The organism is Rhizobium sp. WYCCWR10014, assembly GCF_001657485.1.
GTDB lineage: Bacteria > Pseudomonadota > Alphaproteobacteria > Rhizobiales > Rhizobiaceae > Rhizobium.
On record NZ_LXFU01000044.1, the window covers coordinates 1 to 22,080 of the forward strand.

Annotated in this window: 11 protein-coding genes, 11 pseudogenes and 1 other annotated feature; of the genes and pseudogenes, 11 read left to right on the forward strand and 11 right to left on the reverse strand. The window is 55.3% G+C overall.

The window, feature by feature from the left end; translation table 11 throughout:
- Positions 1 to 885: 885 nt before the first annotated feature.
- The 3 genes and pseudogenes from A6U98_RS37270 to A6U98_RS23590 form a co-directional block, all read left to right on the forward strand.
- A pseudogene (locus tag A6U98_RS37270) lies at positions 886 to 1,059 on the forward strand (hypothetical protein); the annotation flags it as partial.
- Positions 1,060 to 1,212: 153 nt separating this feature from the next.
- The gene (gene ppa / locus A6U98_RS23585) at positions 1,213 to 1,743 is read left to right on the forward strand and encodes an inorganic diphosphatase (protein WP_064653279.1); all 531 of its coding nucleotides are present in this window, start codon (positions 1,213 to 1,215) and stop codon (positions 1,741 to 1,743) included.
- 198 nt (positions 1,744 to 1,941) lie between these two features.
- Positions 1,942 to 2,936: pseudogene (locus tag A6U98_RS23590) on the forward strand (IS30 family transposase).
- Between the two features lie 99 nt (positions 2,937 to 3,035).
- On the opposite strand, the gene A6U98_RS23595 reads toward A6U98_RS23590, so the two are convergent.
- Positions 3,036 to 3,773, reverse strand: a complete 738-nt coding sequence (locus A6U98_RS23595; protein WP_064653281.1) for a hypothetical protein — start codon at positions 3,771 to 3,773, stop codon at positions 3,036 to 3,038.
- A gap of 291 nt (positions 3,774 to 4,064) precedes the next feature.
- Here A6U98_RS23595 and A6U98_RS23600 point away from each other — a divergent pair.
- Both A6U98_RS23600 and A6U98_RS36190 read left to right on the forward strand, forming a co-directional pair.
- Positions 4,065 to 5,439 (forward strand): annotated as a pseudogene (locus A6U98_RS23600) (ISNCY family transposase).
- A gap of 288 nt (positions 5,440 to 5,727) precedes the next feature.
- Positions 5,728 to 6,251: pseudogene (locus A6U98_RS36190) on the forward strand (IS30 family transposase); the annotation flags it as partial.
- A 261-nt stretch (positions 6,252 to 6,512) separates the two neighbouring features.
- Here A6U98_RS36190 and A6U98_RS23605 read toward each other — a convergent pair.
- From A6U98_RS23605 to A6U98_RS23615, 3 genes and pseudogenes are all read right to left on the reverse strand, one after another.
- Entirely contained in the window at positions 6,513 to 7,223 is a 711-nt protein-coding gene (locus A6U98_RS23605) for an NPP1 family protein (RefSeq protein WP_064653282.1), read from the reverse strand.
- Between the two features lie 21 nt (positions 7,224 to 7,244).
- Positions 7,245 to 7,322: pseudogene (locus A6U98_RS36895) on the reverse strand (hypothetical protein); the annotation flags it as partial.
- A 1,104-nt stretch (positions 7,323 to 8,426) separates the two neighbouring features.
- A pseudogene (locus A6U98_RS23615) lies at positions 8,427 to 8,693 on the reverse strand (ATP-dependent DNA ligase); the annotation flags it as partial.
- Positions 8,694 to 9,141: 448 nt separating this feature from the next.
- Here A6U98_RS23615 and A6U98_RS37280 point away from each other — a divergent pair.
- Positions 9,142 to 9,381 (forward strand): annotated as a pseudogene (locus tag A6U98_RS37280) (IS30 family transposase); the annotation flags it as partial.
- Between the two features lie 107 nt (positions 9,382 to 9,488).
- Positions 9,489 to 9,955: pseudogene (locus tag A6U98_RS36195) on the forward strand (ISNCY family transposase); the annotation flags it as partial.
- Between the two features lie 18 nt (positions 9,956 to 9,973).
- Here the strand turns inward: A6U98_RS36195 and A6U98_RS23630 are convergent.
- The 3 genes and pseudogenes from A6U98_RS23630 to A6U98_RS37785 form a co-directional block, all read right to left on the reverse strand.
- Positions 9,974 to 10,669, reverse strand: a complete 696-nt coding sequence (locus tag A6U98_RS23630) for an acyl-homoserine-lactone synthase (RefSeq protein WP_245304563.1) — start codon at positions 10,667 to 10,669, stop codon at positions 9,974 to 9,976.
- Between the two features lie 125 nt (positions 10,670 to 10,794).
- A complete protein-coding gene (locus A6U98_RS23635) occupies positions 10,795 to 11,538 on the reverse strand; it encodes a LuxR family transcriptional regulator (protein WP_115156642.1) in 744 nt (247 codons plus the stop codon).
- Between the two features lie 405 nt (positions 11,539 to 11,943).
- A pseudogene (locus A6U98_RS37785) lies at positions 11,944 to 12,105 on the reverse strand (autoinducer synthase); the annotation flags it as partial.
- Between the two features lie 179 nt (positions 12,106 to 12,284).
- Here A6U98_RS37785 and A6U98_RS37285 point away from each other — a divergent pair.
- Positions 12,285 to 12,463, forward strand: a pseudogene (locus A6U98_RS37285) (ISNCY family transposase); the annotation flags it as partial.
- A 43-nt stretch (positions 12,464 to 12,506) separates the two neighbouring features.
- Here A6U98_RS37285 and A6U98_RS23640 read toward each other — a convergent pair.
- From A6U98_RS23640 to A6U98_RS23655, 4 genes are all read right to left on the reverse strand, one after another.
- Entirely contained in the window at positions 12,507 to 13,211 is a 705-nt protein-coding gene (locus tag A6U98_RS23640; RefSeq protein ID WP_064653293.1) for a hypothetical protein, read from the reverse strand.
- A gap of 92 nt (positions 13,212 to 13,303) precedes the next feature.
- Positions 13,304 to 14,665, reverse strand: coding sequence for an NAD(P)-binding protein (locus tag A6U98_RS23645; RefSeq protein ID WP_130671793.1), 1,362 nt, complete (start codon positions 14,663 to 14,665; stop codon positions 13,304 to 13,306).
- A gap of 116 nt (positions 14,666 to 14,781) precedes the next feature.
- Positions 14,782 to 15,897, reverse strand: coding sequence for a nucleotidyltransferase family protein (locus tag A6U98_RS23650; RefSeq protein ID WP_064653296.1), 1,116 nt, complete (start codon positions 15,895 to 15,897; stop codon positions 14,782 to 14,784).
- Between the two features lie 21 nt (positions 15,898 to 15,918).
- Positions 15,919 to 16,335, reverse strand: a complete 417-nt coding sequence (locus tag A6U98_RS23655; protein WP_064653298.1) for a hypothetical protein — start codon at positions 16,333 to 16,335, stop codon at positions 15,919 to 15,921.
- Between the two features lie 1,440 nt (positions 16,336 to 17,775).
- Here A6U98_RS23655 and A6U98_RS36210 point away from each other — a divergent pair.
- The 3 genes and pseudogenes from A6U98_RS36210 (at position 17,776) to A6U98_RS23670 (ending at position 21,731) form a co-directional block, all read left to right on the forward strand.
- Positions 17,776 to 18,348 (forward strand): hypothetical protein, encoded by a 573-nt coding sequence (locus tag A6U98_RS36210; RefSeq protein WP_082933980.1) that lies wholly within the window; start codon positions 17,776 to 17,778, stop codon positions 18,346 to 18,348.
- A 176-nt stretch (positions 18,349 to 18,524) separates the two neighbouring features.
- Positions 18,525 to 19,757: pseudogene (locus tag A6U98_RS23665) on the forward strand (IS3 family transposase).
- Positions 18,809 to 18,925 (forward strand) — a sequence feature (AL1L pseudoknot). Its footprint overlaps the pseudogene before it by 117 nt.
- A 1,269-nt stretch (positions 19,758 to 21,026) precedes the next feature.
- Positions 21,027 to 21,731, forward strand: coding sequence for a GntR family transcriptional regulator (locus tag A6U98_RS23670; RefSeq protein WP_064653302.1), 705 nt, complete (start codon positions 21,027 to 21,029; stop codon positions 21,729 to 21,731).
- Positions 21,732 to 22,080: the final 349 nt, after the last annotated feature.

Below are 22,080 nucleotides of genomic sequence, written 5' to 3' on the forward strand. Positions count from 1 at the left end.
CTTCCTTTCTTGCTGTCTCGGTTGTCCTAGCACTCGTCGTGCCAGGCCGATGGCGCGCTGATTAACCTAGGGATTTCGGATTAATCCGCTTTCGCCAGGGGTCCCAGCGCGACAGCTTTGTCAGATTTGCGACAAAGGGTGTCTGCTGCGCTCGGTAGGTCGCAACATCTGCCTTTTGGTCGTCCCTTAAATCGGGAGTAAACTTGTCCGAGCCCTGGCCCCCATGTGGCGTAGTCCGCCTTTCCCAGCTTCAGGTTCTTGAGACGCAGAGCAGCCATTCTTACTTCCTTTTCGTGTTCGAACCGTCCGAGGTGATGCCGCGACATCGGACGCGGCTGGTTCCGTCGCAGCCCAAGAACAATTTTCAAGCGCCGTGCCAATTGAGCTGATTGATGGGGCAGAACGGAAGTTCGTGCTGCTGCAAACACTTAGAGGGATTAAATACCGGACCGAGGAATCCTAAAGCGTGTCACGAAGCCGACAAAGGAGACGACAATGTCGCACATCTGTCGTGAGGCTCCTGAAGAAGCCGCGGAATAGAAGCGCCAATGCGCAAGCACTTCTTGGCCGAATGAGCCGCACTTGATGCAAATGCTGGCAATGGAAAGCGGCGCGGTGCTTTAGCGAAATCTTTTGCGGTTAAAAATCTCGCAAGCAGTGTTGCACCCCTGCCAAGCGCATGCAGCCACCTGTGTCGCAAACCCGACAAACTGTCGAACTGTGGACCACTAGCGAAGTCCACCCGCCGCACAATCGGCCTGGCACGGCGAGTGCTAGGACCGAGGTACCAAGACGACGGTGCTCGGAGCCAGGAATCTGGCTGCTGACAGGTAGTCACCTAACGTGTGAAGGAGGAGCTATGGCCTCGTTACTTGAAATTTATTTTACGTCATCCTTATCGACGGCGAGGCTGCTTCTGACGACCTGCGCAAGGAACTCGTTTCCTGGGCACGCAGAGAGATCGGCTCGATCGTCACGGCCCAGTTCGCGCCGGACCTGCCGAAGACAACTTCCGCGAAAATCATCCGCCGCATCCTACGTAAGATCGCCGAGGACAAATGCACCTAGTTCGGTGACGACGCATCACCTGATCGACAATCGGCTGAACCGAAAAGGCTAGCTGCCGATACGACAGATGAGCGCGATTATGCTTGGACAGCTGTCGTGACAGTACCTTTGTGTCTGCGCGTCTACATCCACCTAAGGAGCCCCATGCTTATCGACTCGATTTCTATTGGCAAGAACCCGCCGGACGACGTGAGTGTCATTGTCGAAGTTCCGTTCGGTCAGCCGATTAAGTATAAAAGGAACAAGGCATCCGGTGCACTTGTTGTCCAACGCTTCCTCTCCACGCCAATAACCTATCCGGGCAATTACGGCTTTGTGCCGCACACGCTGTCAGAAGACGGCGATGCGATCGACGTCTTGGTCGAAGACACTCGACCACTCGTTGCGGGCTGCGTCAAAAATGTGCGTCCGATAGGTGTTCTGGTCATGGAAAAGGATGGCGGTAAAGACGAGAAGTTAATCGCGGTGCCGATGGCGAATTTGACGCACCTCTACGACAAGGTTGAGAACTACACCGACCTGTCGGGAAGCTCCCTGCCTCAGATCGAGTACGTTTTCGCGTACTACAACGATCTGAAGCCCAGCACGTGGGTGAAGATAGACGGCTGGCAGGACGTCAATGCGGCAAAGAATATGATTCTTGAGCCGGTAGGCCGCTACAATTCAAAAACATGATCGCCAATCGCGAGACCTGCGAGAGTCGTCGACGGTCGAGTTGGAGCATGCTAAGTCACGGGATTACGGACAACCTATAACCGATTACTGGCCTAAGGTTCCATAAGATAGATTGCGCCGCAAATTTGTGTAGCCGGGTACATTCTATCTCGAACTGCAACAAAGGCGCTAAGCTGCCTGCTTTTCGGGAGCCATGGTTTGATCCGTACCTTTTCGCATTTGAGTTTTGACGAACGCCGATCGATTTCCAGGATGTTGGATCAGAAGTTTAGCCAGTCTGAGATCGCCAGACGCCTCGGCCGGGACCGTGCGACCATCTCCCGGGAGATAAAACGCAACTACTGGCACGATCAGGAATTCCCCGATGCCGAGGGCTACTGGGCGATGACCGCCAACGACATGGCGCGCGACAGGCGCCGGCGGATCGGCAAGCTCTTTCGTCGCGAGGATCTGCGGAACGAAGTGATCGGAAAGTTGGAATCCGGCTGGTCGCCGGAACAGATTGCTGGACGACTGAAGATCGAACCAGCGGCCAAGGCAAGCGTCTGTCACGAGACGATCTACCGGTATGTCTATTCACCAGAAGGACAACGGCAGCAACTCGCGCGGCTTCTCCCGGAACGGCGGAGAAAGCGCCGGCCGCGATATGCTCGCAAGCCGCAGAATCCAGTCTTTCCAGATGAGCGTTCGATCAAACATCGGCCGGAAGCCATCAACGATCGCAAGGAATTCGGTCACTGGGAAGCCGATCTCATGATCTTCGAAAGGGTTCAGGGCAATGCCAATGTGGCAACGGTTGTTGAGCGGACGAGCCGGTTCACCATGCTGTTCAAGAACAACGACCGGCAGTCCAAGCCGATCATGGAGCGGCTCATCGACGTGCTCAGCCCCCTGCCCAGGCATGCCCGGCAAAGTTTGACGTTTGATCGCGGATTTGAATTCGTCTCCTGGCGGCGACTGAAGCAGGGAATGGGAACCGATGCATGGTTCTGCGATCCGTCTGCGCCCTGGCAAAAAGGCTCCGTTGAGAACATGAATCGGCGGATTCGGCGTTACCTGCCGAGGGATACTGCTGTCCTGTCAGTTCCTGATGAATCGATACGATCACTGATCGATCGGTTGAACAGTCGCCGAGAAAATGCCTTGGTTTCCGCACCCCAGCTGAAGTGTTCAGGCGTGAAGTGAACAAATGACGGCAAGCTGGGGCGGAGGACGGATTTTATGAATGATCCTGCGGTGATTGCGCGGCGAGAGAAAGCGTTATTAGGCAGCCAGCGGCAGAATAGAGATCGTCAATGCACGCCGATATCGCTTTGCGTATCCGATCCCAACTGCAGGCAAGCTGCCCAAAGTAGCGTCTTGTGGAAGGATCCATCCTGCAGAAGAGTGAGCCCCTCTCGTGCCTCGTAGAGCAAGCCGAGCCAGCATAAGCGTTGGAAGACGCCATACTGAAGATCGGATTTCAACTCCCAGGCTTCTATGGTCATTTCGGTGTCCGACAAAGGCGCCAGCTCTGGATAGAGGATTTTCACAACGTCCATTGGCGCGCAACCTTTTCTGGCCTTGATATTGAGAAGATTGAGGAACATGCGCCACCAGCGTAACCGCGCTCGGACCTCCTCTTCCCGCTCGGTGGCGTGGACATAGGAATAGAGATAATCCGTGGCGACCAGATCGAAGAAGGCTTGCGGGTTCACCAAAAACTCCCGGCCGCGTCTGGTTGGCAGCAGCACATCCTTTTTCCGACGAAGAAGCTTCAGATGACGGGCCATGTCGCGCACGACCCAAAGCGGCGGCATGTCGCTTTCATTGAGCACCTTGTTCATGCTGTAGAGGTCCTCGGCTGTGAATCCTGGCCAGAGGAAGTGCACAGCGGCCCAATGCACGAACTTGCGGTTCATGGCGCCGGTCGCCGTCAATCCTATGCCACCCTCACCGTCAGCATAGGCAACCGAAAGAAGCATGCCGCGAAGAAGTGGTGACAGCGCGGCGATGTCGACGTCACCTTGCAGGTTGATTTCCGGAAGCATCGTGCGGCTTTGATCCCCAACTGCGCCATGCAAGTCCCAGCGAGTATCGAGCGGTAAAAGAACAATTGCTAGTGAGAAAGCTAAAGCCGAAGGGTGCGTCATCACCCGCCCCCGCTCCGCCCTTTCAACCCGGCCCAGCCGGTCGGATCGAGGGCTGATCTCCTTGCCCTGTAGTAGCCTTTAAGCCCTTGTTGCATTTACATTAGAAGTCACACCGCAAAGTTAAAGTGTCCTGTTTCTGCAAAGTTGGAATGTCACTCTCCCCTTGTTTGATGACCTGGGAGATTGCGGATGGGACTGATTGCGATGAGCAGATCGTGATCTGCAGCGGATCGAGATTCTATCGAAAGTGATCGCCGGCCGGATGACGATGGTGTCGGCGGCACATGTGCTTGATCTGAGTACGCGCCAGGTGCGTCGTCTGCTGGAGCGGATCAACACGGGTGGTGCGGCGTCGATCCGGCACAAGGCGATCGGCCGACCGTCGAACAACCGGATCAGCGACGGTGTTCGGGATTACGCCGTGACGTTGGTTCGCGAACGCTATGCAGACTTCGGACCAACCTTGGCGGCCGAGAAGCTTGCCGAGCGCGATGGGTTGCGGGTGTCGCGCGAGACGTTGCGCGGCTGGATGGTGGATGCGGGCCTGTGGCTCTCGCGCAAGCAGCGGCGGACGTTTCATCAGCCGCGCTTGCGGCGTGAAGCCTATGGCGAGCTGGTGCAGATCGACGGGTCCGAGCATCGCTGGTTCGAGGACCGCGGTGATCCATGCTCGCTGCTGGTGTTCGTCGACGATGCGACGGGCAAGCTGATGCAGTTGCGCTTCGTGCGCTCGGAAAGCGCCTTCAGCTATTTCGAGGCGCTGGCGCTTTACCTGCGCGATCACGGCGCGCCTGTGGCCTTCTACTCCGACAAGCATTCGGTGTTCCGGGTGGCGAAGAAGGAGGCTAAGGGTGGCCAGGGCATGACCCAGTTCGGGCGGGCGCTTTGTGAGCTAAACATCGAGATTCTCTGCGCAAACTCAAGCCAGGCCAAGGGCCGCGTCGAGCGGATGAACCGGACGCTGCAGGATCGGCTGGTCAAGGAATTGCGGCTGGCCGATATCTGCGACATGGAGGCAGGCAATGCGTTCCTGCCTGACTTCATAGAGCATTACAATGCGCGGTTTGCGCTCGCCCCTACCCGGTCCGATAATCTGCATCGGCCGATGAATCTTGCGTCGGACCGGCTGAAGGAGATCCTGTGCAAGCGTGAGCAGCGCTATGTCGGGTCGCAGTTGACGTTTTCGTTTGAGCGCCAGCGGATCATGCTGGAAGAGACCGAGGTGACGCGTGGCCTGGTTGGCCGCTATGTCGAGACCTATGCCTATGCCGATGGCCGGCTGGACGTGCGCTGGAAAGGTCATTCCCTGCCCTACAAGACGTTCGACAAGGACCAGCGGGTGACGCATGCGGCGATCACCGAGAACAAGCGGCTCGGCGATGTCCTGGCCTATATCAAGGAGCGTCAGGACCAACTGCCGGCGCCCAAGGTCAGGACCAACAGCGAGAAGAATGGCTACACGCCGCGGGGCCGCAAGCCGGGTCGGAAGACGGATTTCATGAACGATCCCGCCGTCATTGCCCGACGGCGACAAGCGCTCTCTGACCTCGATGCGGCGGAATGACTGGCTGCTCCAACTGTCAAAGCTAAAGCCGAAGGGAAGCATCTCACCCGCCCCCTCCCTTCCCTTGCAACCCGGTCCAGCCGGTCCGCTCGGGGGCTTGCCTAAGCGCAAGTGGACATGCCGAGTGTCGCATTTCTAAATGGCTGAAGAAGCGCCCAAAGTGACACTTCTACTTTGCACACAAACGGACATTCCAACCCTGCCGCCACAACTATTGTAAGGGGGTACATTCTATTTCCAATTGCGACATGCCAGTAATTTCAACGGCTTCACTTTGGAGATTTTGGCATGTCTCGATGCTATTCGCAGATCACCCTCGCCGATCGCCGACGCCTGCGTCACATGGTGGCGGCAAAAGTTCCGGTAAACGAGATGGCACTTCAGCTTGGCCGCCATCGTTCGACGATCTATCGCGAGATCCGACGCAACGCGTTTCGCGATCGCGAACTACCGGACTATGACGGTTATTACAGCACCGTTGCGAACGACACTGCCAAGGACCGACGTCGCCGGCTGAGAAAGCTGCGGCGCCACTCGACGTTGTGCACAGAGATCATCAACAGTTGGAGGCTCGCTGGTCGCCGGAACAGATTGCCGGGCGCCTGCTGTCGGACGGCCTCAGTCGAATTCGCGTTTGTAAGGAGACAATCTATCGCTTCATCTACAGCAAGGAAGATTATGGGCTTGGTCTCTATCAGTATCTACCTGAGGCACGCCGAAAACGTCGTCCAATGCGCTCCAGGAAGCCGCGTGACGGTGCGTTTCCAGCCACGCACCGCATATCCCAACGGCCCGATTTTGTTGGAGATAGACCGCTCGCATGCTCGAAGTTTCACGTATGTCGGAGGATCCTGTGGGTGAAAGACTCAGTGCCTCTAACCTGACATTCCGAACGAAGCAGCGCCGTCGAGAGATAGCTGTCGAAAGCGAATTTCAGGCTTCCAAAGTGTTCGAAAGTCGCGGGCCGTAGATGACGTTATCTTTGACGTGCGATCGGCCATGCTAGTTCTCCAGGTACTGTTGTGTTTAGATAAGGACAGGCACGGGATTCCCTTGCCCATCCCATCCACTACTCATAGTCGAGCCTTGCTCAGATTGAAGTACCAGTTGTATTCGTTGAACGGTACCCCCTTACCAAAGTCGAAGGTCTCCAGCGTCTGCCGCGCTGCCGGTGTCAAGTCGGACCAACTGACCGCAGGCTGTAACCCGCCGCGAATCTTAGTGTCAACGACTGAAGGGTTGAGCGGGAACGGGTTCCGCTGATAGCCGACCAGCGGATGTGTTCCGTGCATGTGGGGATTTTTCTCGCGGGTGTAATAGCCATGGCTCGAATAGCTGATCGAGATCAACCGCGCCTCGATATCGAAGGCCTCCGTCCAGACGATGATATTCTGCCAACCATGCCGATGCCCCAGATTGCCAGCCCCGTCGACGTTCTGCTCCTTAGGAAAGTACCACGCGTACATTGTTGCACACTGGCCTCTAAATTTTTCCGATCTCACGTAGACCTGCCCGATGCTGCGTGAGCAATGGCCGTCCATCGCTCCCGACGGTTTCAGACCAGCGCCGATGTTGCCTTCGGCATCCACGGCCGGGAAAGGCACACAGCCAGTAAAGACCTTGAGATAAGGCTGGAAAGCCTTGAGGTAGCCCGAGGTGCTGTCGGGAAACCCTTTCACATCATCGTGATCAATGGCACGAGCGTGCGCCGACCGCCATGGCACGCAAAGGGAGAGCAACCCGGCGAGCACCGTCCTGCGATTTGGGTCAATGTGGACCGGCATTTTGTTTCCTTTCTGTTAAAGGGCGAGCGTATTCTGGGATGTAGTGGATTTGCCAATGCCTCCCTTTCCGTAAAACCCGATCTGACGCAGAGCAGTCATAATTACTTCCTTTTCGTGTTCGAACCGACCGGGGCGATGCCGCGACATAGGATGCGACTAGTTCCGTCGCAGCCTGAGAACAATTTTCAAGCGTCGTGCCAGTTGAGCTGTTTGATGGGGCAGAACGAAAGTTGGTGCTGCCGCATACACTTAGAGGGATAAAAATACCGGAACAAAAACTCCATGGCGTGCCACGAAGCCGCCAACGATAACGACAATGTCGCACATATGTCGTGAGGCTCCTGAAAGCGGTAGATGAGCAAGCACTTGGCGCATGTACTTCTGGGTCGAACGGTGCGTGATGCCGCCGCCATCCTGCTCGAACCGCAAAGGGAAAGTCGGGTGTATCGACAGAGAGCGGTTGCTATGGCGACGGCCGGGGGTTCGGGCTAGAAGCCGCGCGGCTCCTTGGTCATACGCCGCGACAGATCGGCTACCCTTTGCGCCAGCACGGAATCGAACGGCCAGTCCTCAAAAGGAGATCTCGGCGCAAAGAGTAACCGATCTGTCGCCGCCAGCAGACGCCCGAAGATTCTAGATCTCGCGACGGACGAAGTCAGCCACAAGTGGCTCTGTCACACTCCAGACCAAGCCCGTAGCAAAGAGGTTCGAAAAGGAACGAAGAAGGGGCATATCCAGCTAAAAAGTGGAGTTTCTCAAACTGGCACCGCTCTTGCTCGAGGAACTGAGCTTTCAAGCGCCATAGGAGTTCGTGATGTCCAGAGGGATGAGTGCGTCACCACCAGCACTGAACCTGAGGGGTAAACCCTTGCTTACACCAGCGCAACCCAGAATAGGTTCTCTTCCGATGAATGTAATTGCAATTCCGGGCTCGCTTCTCACCTCCGCATCCCTCGCCTCCGCTAGTACAATCAGCGGTCACGCGCAAGAGAACTGGGAAAGATTCAATGACGCCTGCGCCTTTGAACGCGCCCTGTACGTTAACATCTTGACGTATGCCGAATACGCCCACTGGCCGGATGAGGCGGTCCTGCTTCTCACCCAGGTGCAGACCGTTATCGTTAGCCTCTGCAAGTATATACCAACGTTCTGGTCTTAGTGTGCACAAGTCTCAGCAATGGCATCGCGACGTTTATAGCTCATCCAGTCGTGGCCGCCGCGCGTCAAGATGCGAATGCGGGTCGGCTCGATAAGGACCGAAAGGCGATAGCCATCCCATTTCACTTCGAAAGCCCATTGCGGCCCTTTGGGCGGCTTTGGCTTCAGAAGCGCCAGACACGGCTCAATGCGATCCGGTATGGGGTCGAGGGGAAGGTTTGGCTGAGCAGGATCTCGCGGCTTGCGTGGCCGGGAACGAACGGGCCGATCAGCATCCCGCAAGAGCGGCTTTGATTTTGGCGGCTTTGTCATGCCTCCATCCCATCAGCAACGTCTTAAAAAGCAATTGACTAAGATTGATGACTCGCATCCGGATGAGAACATAATAAGAACATCCCGGCGAGGCGGCCGCCAATCTGAAAATCTGTACTGAGGAGAAACGACGATGCTGGAGCAATCGGCCGTCAGCGAAGCCGTGCATGATGAAGATGAGATGGACCTTTCCGGTCTCTATTGGACGCCACCGGGCGAAATGCAGCGGGAGGACGCGCATAGGAACTTAGCGGAAGCGATTGCCGGAAGGCGACCGGATCAAGTCAAGCTCTTCAGCGCCAGCGCTTTTGAAATACCTTCGGCCTTCCCGGCTGGCTTCTTTGATGTAGCTATCGACATGGCTACGCATGAAGCGTGTGGTGTTTACAGAGCTTATCGTGACAACAACGACTATGCGACGAAGCCGGAATGGTTCTCCCGCAAACTGAAGGCTTTAGAAGAAGGGATCGGTGCGTGCAGTTGGTTTTGCGACCCAAGTGCGCCTTGGCAAAAAGGGACCGTCGAGAACAGCAACAAGCGCATTCGACGCTTCCTGCCGGGCACCACAGATCTGGCAGTTGTGTCGCAACGCGACCCACCTCACGCGTCATGTCAACGACCGCGCAAATGCCTCGGATACAGGACGCCGACCGAGGTGTTTATGGCGCATTTGCACGAAGATAGGTGATCCCCTACTCTGCAAAACAGGCGTGATGCACTTGGGTTAGCTTCTTCAGGGTTATTTAGTAATGCGACACATAGGCCAGTTAGAGATGCGACAGTCATGGCGCTGACGGTCTCGTCTCGAAGAAGCGCGGCCGTCCGAGCAACCGGCGCCACAGTGAGGGGTTTCGCAAAGCGGCGCTAGACCTGATCCGCGAACGCTATCTCGATTTTGGCCCGACGCTGGCGGCCGAGAAGCTGATCGAACGCCACCGGATTGCCATCAGCGAATCTTCCAACCGCGCGGCCGGCGTGATTGTTTCGGCGAACTCGTTCAGATCAACGGCTCGCTTCATTGGTGGTTCGAGAACCGTGGCCGCAAATGCGCCCTGCTCGTTTATATCGACGATGCCACCGGCAAGCTGTTGCATGTGCGCTTTGCGACTTCAGAGAACACCTTCGACTATCTGCACGCGACGAATGCTTATTTGCAGCAATGGGGCAAGCCGATCGCGTTCTACAGCGACAAGCATGGCATCTTCCGCAGCACGCATGCCTCGATGACGGACCGGACGAGCGGTCTGACACAATTCGGTCGGGTGAATCAGGCGCACCAGTTAGCCTCTATCAGCCTGCAAGTCGCGCTTCGCCATGAATTCACAGTAATGCAAATGGTGCAAGGTAGCTTCGGGCTTCAGCGGATTTCGAGCCTCCGGCTCGAGCAAGAGGGTGCTTCCTTCGATAGAATAGAGTTGATGATGCTTCCTCAAGCCAGACATGGAAGGCTTTGCCTGGATTGGTACGATTAATACGCCATTGAGCAGCGAAGGCGGACCAAGCTCGGTTACGCTCCAACCGGTTGAGACTAAGAGTTGCACGAGCTTCGGGTGCGTTTCGACGATCACCGAGGTTATGCCGGCAACAAGGCAAAATTCCATCACGCCGGTCATCAAGACATGTGACGCCGATACCCCATTTATTAGAATTTGACCCTCCGCGACAATACATCGGGTCCACTCGAATATCTCGGGCGAACGCGGCCATGCTTGCCCTTTCACGATCTGCGGATAAACATCCGATAAGAGATGAGGTTCAGTCGTCGGGAGCAATCGCGTATATCCCACGACAGTGTCTTTGAAGAACAATGCAAGGTGCAGCGCACGGTCGTGATCGAACTGGTCGATTTCCAATCCATCATTTCTACGAAGCGCCTCCCAGCCAAGCCTTTCCACGAATTGCTCGTGCCGAAAGCGCCAAATTTTCTCCATTGCTTGCCCGTGTGATTCGTGGCGACCGACGTAAAATCTTATCATTCTGCCCCCCATCATAGTGCAAGAATGCATTAGATCCCCGGTCGTTTAAATGAGTGAAATTACCTAGTTTTCACGCGTCGCCGGCCAACGCCGTCGTCGATGGTCCTGCCCAGGAGGGCGTTACTTTACCGAAGGATTCCGTAACGAAAACTCTCCGCTATCATCTGCGCCGAATTGACTACATCGAGCTTGCGTTGAACATTGAGTATCTCATTTTGGATGGTTCTATGCGAGCGGCCTAGAATTGCCGCGATCTCCACCGCTGTCTTGCCCGCAGCGCACCACTGAATGATCTCGCGTTCACGCGCAGTTATTCTTAAAAGGCGCCTGTCTTGGGAGCTCACGTTTTTCGTTAACATGCTGCGCACTGTGTTATGGGCGTAAATTGATATGATATGTAGCGCTCCTCTGGCAGCTCGCGACAGATCCACCTTCTCTGACCCGAAAGTGATAATTGCTTGAAAGCCGTCGGCGGTATGCAGGGGCACACTGTAACCATCCTTCATTTTGAACTCTCGGGCCTCCATCATAATCCGGCGCGCATGACGGCCGAGCTCTTGACCCTGCAGTGCTTCCGACCACACAAAGGCACCGTCTTGCATTTTACTCAGATGGATCACGGGATCGGCATGGACGTAATTGCCCGTTGAATAACGTTCAAACCACTCATAGGGCCATGCGTTCAATAAGAAATACGGATCGATGCGCTCCGTAGGCAAGGGTATGCCGGACATTGCAAAACAACTAAAACCAAAGTGGCTCGCTGTTCTGTTCAATGACATCAGGATATCCTCACTGCTCTTCGCTAGTGCAGCGTCTGATATAAAGTCGAACATTACATTTGCCGTTGCCAACGCCTCGCTGTCCACTCTTCCCTCCAGGACATGCTACTCAAGGCAGCATTTTTCATGGTCGCTTCCGGTAGGAGCTAACTCTCCGAGTAGCCACTGTAGACGAAAAACCCAGCGAAGAGGAGCCTTGTCTGTATCTTTGGCAAAGTTGCCCAGACAACGAAACCAGGTCAACAGCTCCGCCTTTGCTTATAACAATGTACTTTGCAAATGGCCCGGACCTGATGTCAGAGCTGGCTTGACCTAGTACAAAGTAGCATCGGGCTTCAGCGGATTTCGAACCTCCGGCTCGAGCAAGAGGGTGTTTCCTTGGATAGAATAGAGTTGATGATGTTTCCTCAAGCCAGACATGGAAGGCTTTGCCTGGATTGGTACGATCTCGGGTGAACGCGGCCATGCTTGCCCTTTCATGATCTGCGGATAAACATCCGATGAGAGATGAGGTTCAGTCGTCGGGAGCAATCGCGTATGCAGCGCACGGTCGTGATCGAACTGGTCGATTTCCAATCCATCATTTCTACGAAGCGCCCCCCAGCCAAGCCTTTCCACGAATTGCTCGTGCCGAAAGCAACAGATTTTCTCCATTGCTTGCCCGTGTGATTCGTGGCGACCGACGTAAAATCTTATCATTCTGCCCCCCATCATAGTGCAAGAATGCATTAGACCCCCGGTCGTTTAAATGAGTGAAATTACCTAGTTTTCACGCGTCGCCGGCCAACGCCGCCGTCGATGGTCCTGCGAAGTGATAAGGAGGGCCTAAAGGTGTCGAGCAAAAGAACGGATTGGTCGTCCGGCGGGGATTGTCGGCTATCATCGCCACGAAGGCGTTGAAGCTGCGGCGACGCTCGCGGACCTATACCGTTCAATGCGTTGGTTCGCAAACTTCTTTAAACCGTCGTTCAAACTCCTGGAAAAGCGGCGTGATGGCGCATTGGTCAAGAAATGGCAGCTACCGATGTAAGTTGGGTTGGCGATTTGCAGTAATTTTATTCACACGGTGTAGCCGTCCTAGCCAGGTGGTATTCCTCGACGTCGTGTTGCGCGGCAATGTGCTGCAAAATGCAATCAACGACATCGGTATCGCGTGTATCTTCATTCTGAGGAACGACAAGCCAACCACGTTCGCAAGCCATCTCCTGCAAGACGGTCTGAATCTTTGTCTGATAGGCGCAGTAAGCGTCGCGCGGATTGCCGCGATAACCGTCCCAACGCCCAATCTCGGTCTCTTTGAAGACCGTGCGCCGGTGCCAAGATACATGCGGCTCTATCTCCAACAGGACGACGAGATCAGGCTCGGCAGCCCGATCGAAATAATCGAGAAGCTGGGCTCTGTCGATCTTCGCTCGGCAATGCGCTTTGGCGACCACTCTGAACTGCGAACCGTCCATAACGGTGATGAGATTGCCAAACCTTGGCTCTCTGCGAAGCATTTGGCCCACGGCAGAAAACCAGGATGCGAGCAAAAACAAATAAAAATGGGTTCCTAGCAGGTCAATCTTCGGTTCGCCCTGTTCAGGCCAAATGATTTCCTTTAGCAGTCGAAGCCGACTATCAGTGAAAGCGTCTCCGAACTCTATGTCGCTCTTATTCAAATAACGGGCCAGATACCCCCCATCACGCAGGTTATGAGCCAACTTTCGGGCAATATGAGTCTTGCCCGCTCCATCAATTCCTTCGATTGCTATAAGCATGCTCCACTACCTCCCGCGAATGGTCTGCGCTTATCGCAGTATTGCCGCCCGTTGATCGGCTCGGATTTTCGGATGTGTACTTCCGCGCCAGTTTATTGTGCAGCAATTGTCTGCACATCATGTAACTCCTCGGCCGCAGTTTCGCGAAGACATGCCGCGATGGAGGCTCCGACATAATGTCCGCTGACAAGGGCGGGGACGAGGCCGCGAAACCGGCCGACGACATCGCCGCAATACCAGATCCGCCCACTATGATTCTGCAGGGCGGCATCAACGGTCGGGAAGGCACCAACACCCTCGACTGATGGGAAAATGCAGACAGTCTCTGGCGTCGCCATGTCCGGAAACTGCGTGATGAGCATACGCGCGCTTTCGGCGAGGATCCTATAGAGTTCGGGATGTAATAGAGCGGCCACGTCGCCCCTGCTGAACTTCTGCCGCGGGAACCAGGGACGATCAGCCTTTCCGAATTCAAGCGCTTGGGATATGGAAGGGCGATCTAGGAATTCGGTGAGTGGCTGCCATGTCGCCGTCGTATCGCTCCCCAACCGCTGTTGCAAATCGGCCCAAATCTGTCGACCTCTGTCGAGATTATTCCCGCCGAAGCGCGCCAGTAAACCGAAATTGGAGTAGCCGGTCGGGGGTCCGTCCGACCGACCGGAAAGAGCAGCAGTGCCACCATAGGGGATCATCCAAACCTCCCCGTCGCGACAAGTGCAAAAGGTTCGCACTTCCGTACACGCCGCATCGAGAATGTATTTCACGTCTGGGCGTTTAACGGCCTTAAGGAACCCAACTCCGTTAGGATGTTCGATACGGATACCAAACTCGTATCGCAGGTCGGTCATGGCGATCGGCGCCGTCATCATGGACCGTAGTGCCTGCGGACCGAAGCGCCCAGTTGCGATCGCAAGATGGGTGAAAAACTCCTCTCTCAGATCGCCGTCCGCTCCACGACTTTGCACGAGGTAGCCTTGTGGCGAGGGAATGATCACTTCCACGCGCGTGTTGGCCAAGATGAGGTTGCTGAACTCATGCATCATGGCGGCTATCAGCGCGTTTCGCTGCGCCAACGAGCCGTAGGTCGACGGATAGTCCTTGCATATCATGGGGTGGCCCGTGCCGAGAAAGCTGGTTTCGGTGTCCGGATCAAAAGGGGGCGCCGGAATGCCCACCTCCGCCAGCTGGCGTTCGATGGCGCCATAGGCATCCTCAAGACGGCAACGGCCCTCTAGCGTGTAAAGATGTGTGCCGGATGGAAAAAAGCTGAACTTGCCGTCGGAGAAAAGGCCGGCACCACCAATTCCGCTTCCTAGATGGTCTGCCACGTCATGCTTACGTTCTGCAAGCGTACGGCCAGCCTCGAACAAGAGGAATTTAATACGCTGTTTGGCAAGAGCCTGGCCAACTGCCAGGCCGGCCGGCCCTCCACCGATTATTGCTACGCGTTCCACCGTTTGCTCCTCATATAAGGATCGGCTTGCCAGGCGGCGACCACCTTTGACCGCTAGCTGCAATAGCTTAGCCATGTTGTAATTGCCGTGCCGCAAGGCCGGCCGCGGGTCCCGCCTCAAGCGAGCTGAAGATCACTGATGACTGTACGCGATAACAGCTTAGGGACAATGTCTCCGAAGTCCGCTTCATCCGGCCGTCCTTGCTGATCTGGCATCAGAAGCGCCAACACCTTCAAAGGAACCGGCGCATCAAAGAGGCGACGAACCTGTTCAAGGACGTAGAAGATTGCAGCTGAAAAGCCGTACTTGCCCGCAACCGCAAGCAACTCGGGCCAGTCGATGTCCTCGGCATGAAGGCGCAACAGCGCGTCGATGTCGCCCAGCATCTGCAATTTCAGGGTGCCATGTTGGTAGGCTTCAAAATAGATGCGGGCAGCGCTGAACCACAGAACGCTAGTCAGCGACAGACAATGCACTTCTCGACCGAGCAACCTGCGGGGACCGGCGCCGCGCCAGACGTCTACCTCCTCCATGCCAGCTCCAAGACTGAAGTGGATGTCGACGAACACCGGCATCCGCACCGAGCCATCGTCTTGGACGAAGGATTTGATCTGCCGCGTTCGCCATTCTGGCGCGATTAGGGTCGTGTCGAACTTCGGCCGAATCTCCTCGACCATAGTGACTGAATGTAGCGCGTACTTATGCTCGAGCGTCTGGTGTGTGATCTTGCGGAACATGTGTGTGAAGACACCATCCGCCGGATTGAATACTCCGTGCTGATAACCCAATCGGTAAAGCTCTTTCTGCACTCGCCAGACATCTGCTTTGCGCACCATAATGTCCAAATCCTGCATCGGGCGCAGTGCCGGGTCGGAATAGAGCAGAGCTGCCAATAGAGGACCCTTGAACAAATAGTGTTCCAGATCGCACGCACGAAAATGTCCTAGAAGTTCACCAAGGCGACGGAATTGTACCTCGCTCCGCGCCTTCGACAACTGCGACCACATATGTATGTAGTGGACGACCCATTCTGGTGTCCGGGGAAGCAAGGCTAGTCTATTGAGGTGGAAACCGCACAACGGCAATGTCTGATAGCTCTCGGCACGCCAAAGGACGAATGACCAATCCAGATCCGAGTCGACAATCCGCTGCAGGCGCACGTCATCGGAGGGCGTCAGGTCCGGTCTACAAGTCAGTAGGAGAAAAGTCTCCTCTCGGGACAGCTGAACCATTGTTGCTCTCCTTCTATCCTCTTAATTTTTGGAGACGACCGTTTTTGTTTTAGCGACATCGGCGGCTTCATTCACGGCAACCGGCGTCTCGTGCCCGCGCCCGTTCGATCCAGCTGGCGATAGCAGAGCCTGATAACGTTCGAGTTGGCGATCGAATTCTCCTAAATCCTTGTCAAAGCCCTGTGCAAAGATGTCGGAGAGCGTGGACTCGCTCTTCTGTCCCTCCTCGACAGCGGCCTGAGAGCTCATCCGGACGGCATGGGATGCAAGCAGGCTATAGGGAAACATCATGGGCAAGCAGGCAGTGCCAGAAGCTTCGGGTTCGATGTTTGCCCCAATATCTTGCATAATCAGAACAGCCAGCTTCCCCGCCAACGTGATGACGAACTTGCCGTCGTTCTCTTCTACCGAATATCCAAAAAGCAACGAGTCGCTCATCTCAGTTATTCCTCCTTAGACCGAAATACAGCCAAAAGACCGTTGTCTCGGGCTGCGCAGAAACAATTGCCGCGGAATGCACTCGCGAGAATACATTCCGCGCCGGAGGGACACACCTAGACGGCGCGATGGATCGCGTAAGACCTGCGCCGGACACTCTGCCCGCGCTTCCAAAGGGACACCTCGTGCCGGGAAAGCGCCAAAGCACTGCGGCCGGCATTCAGCAGGCTCCAATACTTCTTCTTGTTGCCTGCCGCCCTGTGCTGTTTCGCCAATGCGAAGCAGTTCTTGGCTAGACGTAGGTGTTTTCCAGCTGGCGAAGTCCAAAAACCGCGGCTAGGTTTTGTCGACGATGTTGCTGCACGCGATGCTTGAAGAAAGGGATTTCTCGCATAAGCCATTTCCATTCTCCTCTTTTGAAGTCATGCGTCCCGCTATACGCAATCTATAGTTGCCGATAGCCGATCATTCTTTTGGGTGTAGTGGTCGTATAAAGGTACCCTTTTCGTATGTTGTGATAACCACTGTGAGCTAAAAAAGGATTCACTTAAATAGGTACTATTACTTAGCTTTGCCGACGTGCTGAGCAACGACTCACGGCCGCTGATGTCCCGAGCCACTCTCGGAGACGCAGTGCACGCGCGCCTGGGCGAAACTGTTCAGCAGCGCCTGCACGCTGACCTTGCCGCCGTGCATGTTCGGAAAGAGGGCCGCTGCGCCTCGTTTCCTACGCTTCTTGAGCCAAGCAACGAAGGGCTTGCTATGCGTCCTTTGTGAGTGGCGTACCTCGCTCTTTGCGGCCTCTTCCGATGTATTGCACCTATCCACCGCGGCCGAACATTACCGCGTCTCGGTCGAGATCGATGACCTCGGAGAGCCCCGCCACCCCGTTCGCGCGGCCAGCAGTAGAAGAGTGTGATCGCCGCGTTCCAGCCATGTGCTTCGATCCGTACAGTCCAGAATCGCTTCAATCTCGGGCCTGGTGAGAAACTGAAGCCTCCGCTTGTCACATCGCTCGGTAAGCTCCCGGTGGCCGCCTTGCGAGGTTGATGCGAATATCGGAAGTCCTTGTGTAATGGGCGTACTGCGCGCTATTCCCAATACGACTACAATCTCGCGGGAGCTGGTCCCGCTTCCCTCGCAGCATTTATCGTAATGTCTCATGCTCAGTCTTCTCTTTGCCGGCTCAAAATGTCCTCGATCATCACGAGGTATCCATGCCAAACCTTGCTGACCCAGGAGGTAATCTTCAGTGCCGAAAATTGGCCGGTCTTTGATTGGAACGGTGGTCGGGTTCACGTCTGAAATCCGCAACAAGGCCGCTCAATTAAGTAATTTTACTTATTTACTAGCGCCACCAACCCAGGTTCAAGTGAGACGCATTATTAAACCTACGATGGAACGATCCTTCGATCGTCACATCGCTACGGGGAGGGTAAAATGGCAGACGATTATCTCAAATACGGCGATAGATTGCGCATCATCAACGCATACGGAGGAGTCGGGCTTGGCGGCTACCTCGGTGTTGGCGGGGAATCAAAGGTACCCAGTGCCGTGGATAATGTCGGAACATATGCAAGCCTATCAGGTCAAGAACTTGCTACGCAATGGACAATAATGGCGGCGCCGGGCTCCTCTAAAACCCCTGGACAAAACGTTTGCAGCGGTGATCAGATTCGCCTTCAAAGTTACCAAGATGAAAGTTATTTGGCATTATTCAGCAGCAATCCGCCGGGTGATAGCGGTTATCCCGTGGCAACCACCACCACTTTGAATGATGATACGATTGCGGGCGCTTGGTACGTCCTCATTAGTAGCCAAAATAAACGCAATGATCCAAATCTGAGCGACACAAACGACGTATATTTGGTAGCTACCTTTGGTACGCTGGCAGGTGCTTTGGATACCAACGGCGTAGGTGCAGGCGGCTTCAAATACAGCGTCACGGGTGCGCGTCTGCTCAATCGTGACGGCGGAAGCGGCTCTTGGCAGGTAGTGAAAATCAGAAACTGAGCTTCAAATTCATCCATCCAGCGTTGTACCGTTACTGGCCTCGTGTCAAGTTAAGGCGCGAGGTCCCTCAAGCGGCCTACAGATGGGCAAGCTCTCTCCATACGGTAGCTGCCTTAGCTTGGGTCGTGAACCGCCCCGGGTTTGCCGGAGGCTCCAACTTCTGAGAAAGTGGAGCCATGACAAACAAGACAACAAACAAATTTTCACCTGAAGTTCGCGCCCGAGCGGTGCGGATGGTTTTGGATCACGAAGGCGAGTATTCCTCGCGTTGGGCGGCGGTGTCCTCGATAGCGGCCAAGATCGGCTGCACGGCGCAGACGCTCGATGAATGGGTGAAGAAGGCGGAAGTGGATAGCGGCTCACGTCCCGGCATTCCGAGCGACATGGCCGAGAAGATGAAGGCTCTTGAGCGGGAGAACCGTGAGCTTCGTCAGGCCAACGAGATATTGCGCAAAGCCTCTGCTTATTTTGCGATGGCGGAGCTCGACCGCCCACTGAAGCGATGATTTCCTTCATCGATGAACACCGTGGGGTGTTTGGGGTCGAGCCGATCTGCAGGCTGCTGCCGATTGCCCCGTCCACCTATTACGAGAACATCGCCAAGCGTGAAGACGTGGACCGGCTTTCGGTCCGCGCCCGCGGTGACATTGCTTGGAAGATCGAGATACGCCGGGTGCTCAATGAGAACTTCCAGGTCTATGGCGTGCGGAAAGTCTGGCGGCAGTTGCAGCGGGAGGGCTTCGATGTCGCCCGGTGCACCGTTGCTCGTCTCATGAGAACGATGGGGCTTCAGGGCATCATTCGCGGCAAGCCCGTCAAAACCACTGTGGCGGACAAGGCCGCCCCTTGCCCGCTCGACCGGGTCAATCGCCAATTCAAAGCGCCGAGGCCGAACATGTTGCGGCTTTCCAACTTCACCTACGTCGCCACCTGGGCTGGCTTCGTTTACGTGGCGTTCGTCATCGACGCCTTTGCCCGCCGCATTGTCGGCTGGCGAGTAAGCCGGACCCGCCCATGCCGGGTTTGTCCTCGATGCCTTGGAACAAGCTCTTCATGAACGGCGTCCCGTTCGTGGCGGCGGCCTCGTCCATCACAGCGATCGTGGCGTTCAGTACGTCTCGATCAAATATTCCGAGCGACTGGCCGAGGCAGGTATCGAGCCTTCGGTCGGAAGTATCGGTGACAGCTACGACAATGCGCTCGCGGAAACGATCAACGGCCTCTACAAGGCCGAGGTCATTCATCGGAGAGGGCCGTGGCGCAACTTCGAAGCGGTTGAATTCGCCACCCTGGAATGGGTTGACTGGTTCAACCATCGACGGCTTCTTGAGCCCATCGGCAACATCCCGCCTGCCGAAGCCGAGAAGCAGTATTATGCCACCCTGGACGAACCAGCTATGGCCGCATAACTTAAACCAAATGGCCTCCGGCAAACCCGGGGCGGTTCAGTCGAGCATAGGATGCCATGCGGCGGGCGAGAGGGTGATTTCCTGCCACGTATTTATGGCGGCGTTTCGCAGTTTTCGATGTTCAGCAGTGCTCGTTCGGTTGCGGCCAAGATGGAAGAGGTTGTGGATCGGATGTAAGTGATGAGGAACTGCTGGCGTGCGGGACTGATTTGAACCGACTCATATGGTGTTCCCCGCGGTCGGGCTGTTGGCGCGAGACCTCGCAGCGATTGTGAAATTACGGCTCTGTCCAACTGCACGTCGGAATTCTACCTTCGATCTCCGTGCTAAAGAGAGCCGTCTAGAAGGCAAACAGCGAATACGCCGCCGCTGCATGGCTTGCGACACCGATCGATCAAGCATCACCAGCGTCAGCTTGTCGGTCTTGCGCATTAACTCCACCTACAGGTTGATAAATACATGAGATCCAAGGCGTTAAGCCAAAGTCTTCGTTACCCACGCGCTTGAAAGTGCCTGATCCCTTACCCTGACAACCGCGATGATACACTTCCATTGCGTTTCCTATGTTGTTTGATTTTCTCGAAGAAATTCACTCCCGTCGCCATCGGCTCCGAGGTGAGGAACTAATCGAGCCACCTAAAATGTTGGAAGTGTCTAGCAAGACGAGGAACTTATCCGGCTGCTTGAGCGATTGGTAAGCGAACATGGCCAGTTAAAGATTTTGCGACTCGCCAACTGAGAATCGTGTGACCGAACATCCGCAGGTGTTTGATTAATACGTACAGTATTATACGTTTACTTAGTCATCCTCAGAAAGCTAAAATACAAAAACTTGCGCTCGAGCGATAACCCCAAAATATCAAAAAATATATTATCCTTATATATTGATCTGTGGCGAGCCGCCGTCTAGATCTGCTCAACACGCGGCACGGGGGCCTACCCCGGTCAGCGAAGGGAGGCTCAGATGAACCGACGTGACAACATGCACACATACAAAGCCAGAATTGACAGGCCAGAGATGAAGGTCAGCCTTGTAGCTGGAGAACGTGACCGCGACCTCTTGCGCATGGCATTGAACTCAACTGCGAGAGAAAGTGATAAAAGCCAACCGCGGCTGTAATACAGGCCGGCGAATCTCGCTCGGGCCAAAACTCGTGCCGGTATAGGGGGGCCAAAATATTTTCAGCCTTGAATTCGGAACGACGCCCGACATCAACGAATAAGATCCTGTAGAGTCCTTAAAGGACATCGACAGAGGAAAACTATCAAATGCGGTGTTGCAAGAACGCGCCTCCACGTCGCGGGGTCGCTTTAAATTTTGACATTGAACCAGAACCTGCAAAGGCCGATATTGCCTACGATGCTATTCGGCGATTGCTGCACAGTTACGGCCGTGTGCCGGACCAACATCTCAGGGAACAGGATCTGGCGTCTAAGCTCGATATTGGTCGAACCCCAGTACGCGAAGCACTTCAGCGGCTGGCGGCGGAAGGGAAGATCCAATACATCCCTCAGAGAGGTTTTTTCACGAGACCGATGTCAGAAAATACACTGTTGGATTTTTATGTTGTTGGACGCGAGACCCTCATTTCGGCCTTAAATCGAATGCGGCCGCAGGCGCCAGAGAGCTGGAGCGTGTCGGACAAATTGTCCCCTGACGAACTCGCCTTAAGGACAGAAGCGATATTCGCAAAAATCGCCGAGGAAGCGGCCAATTGTGAGGCTTGCAAAATCGTCCACCGATTTTGTTTTTGTACTCACCCTTTACGAATGGAAATAACCGCGTCGGATCTTCGGCCCGCGTTTGTCAAAAGCCTCGGAAGACTAAGTGCCGCAATGTCTGAATTAGGCGTGGCAACGGACCGGGCGCAGTCCGCGTTGATGAACCACCTTGATCTAGAACAGGGTGCCGTCTCAAGGGTCGTACACGAGGTGAACGAACGTGGATTAACAGGGTTTTCTCGGCCGGCGTGAATCTCGTGATATCGCATAACTGAAGCCCTAAGGCTCGAATTCACTCGACGCCGCTCTGCGTTCGAAAGACCTCGCAATGAACGAACCGGCGGAGAGAAAAGCTCACCTGCAATGCTCGCAGAATAAGAGCGTTAGATCCTACGACAGTTCGAGATCATCTTGGCGGGGCCTTCACTGCTTGTGTGGTCCCAATCTTTTTCCCGCTCAATGCACGGCTCCGCACAGCCGTCGACGAGGACCCTATTCGCCTCACAAATAAGCTGCAGCCACAGAGCCGATGCGGGTTTTCCGCGGCCGCGTGTCTTCACCAGATCGGCCATCATCTCTCGCCGGCTGAAGGCGAACATGA

Coding starts and splice junctions, on each gene's coding strand:
- A6U98_RS23630 (WP_245304563.1), bottom strand. CDS start 10,669: ATGATAAGATTTTACGTCGGTCGCCACGAATCACACGGGCAAGCAATG.
- A6U98_RS23640 (WP_064653293.1), bottom strand. CDS start 13,211: ATGCTTATAGCAATCGAAGGAATTGATGGAGCGGGCAAGACTCATATT.
- A6U98_RS23595 (WP_064653281.1), bottom strand. CDS start 3,773: ATGCTTCCGGAAATCAACCTGCAAGGTGACGTCGACATCGCCGCGCTG.
- A6U98_RS23650 (WP_064653296.1), bottom strand. CDS start 15,897: ATGGTTCAGCTGTCCCGAGAGGAGACTTTTCTCCTACTGACTTGTAGA.
- A6U98_RS23605 (WP_064653282.1), bottom strand. CDS start 7,223: ATGCCGGTCCACATTGACCCAAATCGCAGGACGGTGCTCGCCGGGTTG.
- A6U98_RS36210 (WP_082933980.1), top strand. CDS start 17,776: ATGGCAGACGATTATCTCAAATACGGCGATAGATTGCGCATCATCAAC.
- A6U98_RS23670 (WP_064653302.1), top strand. CDS start 21,027: ATGCGGTGTTGCAAGAACGCGCCTCCACGTCGCGGGGTCGCTTTAAAT.
- ppa (WP_064653279.1), top strand. CDS start 1,213: ATGCTTATCGACTCGATTTCTATTGGCAAGAACCCGCCGGACGACGTG.
- A6U98_RS23655 (WP_064653298.1), bottom strand. CDS start 16,335: ATGAGCGACTCGTTGCTTTTTGGATATTCGGTAGAAGAGAACGACGGC.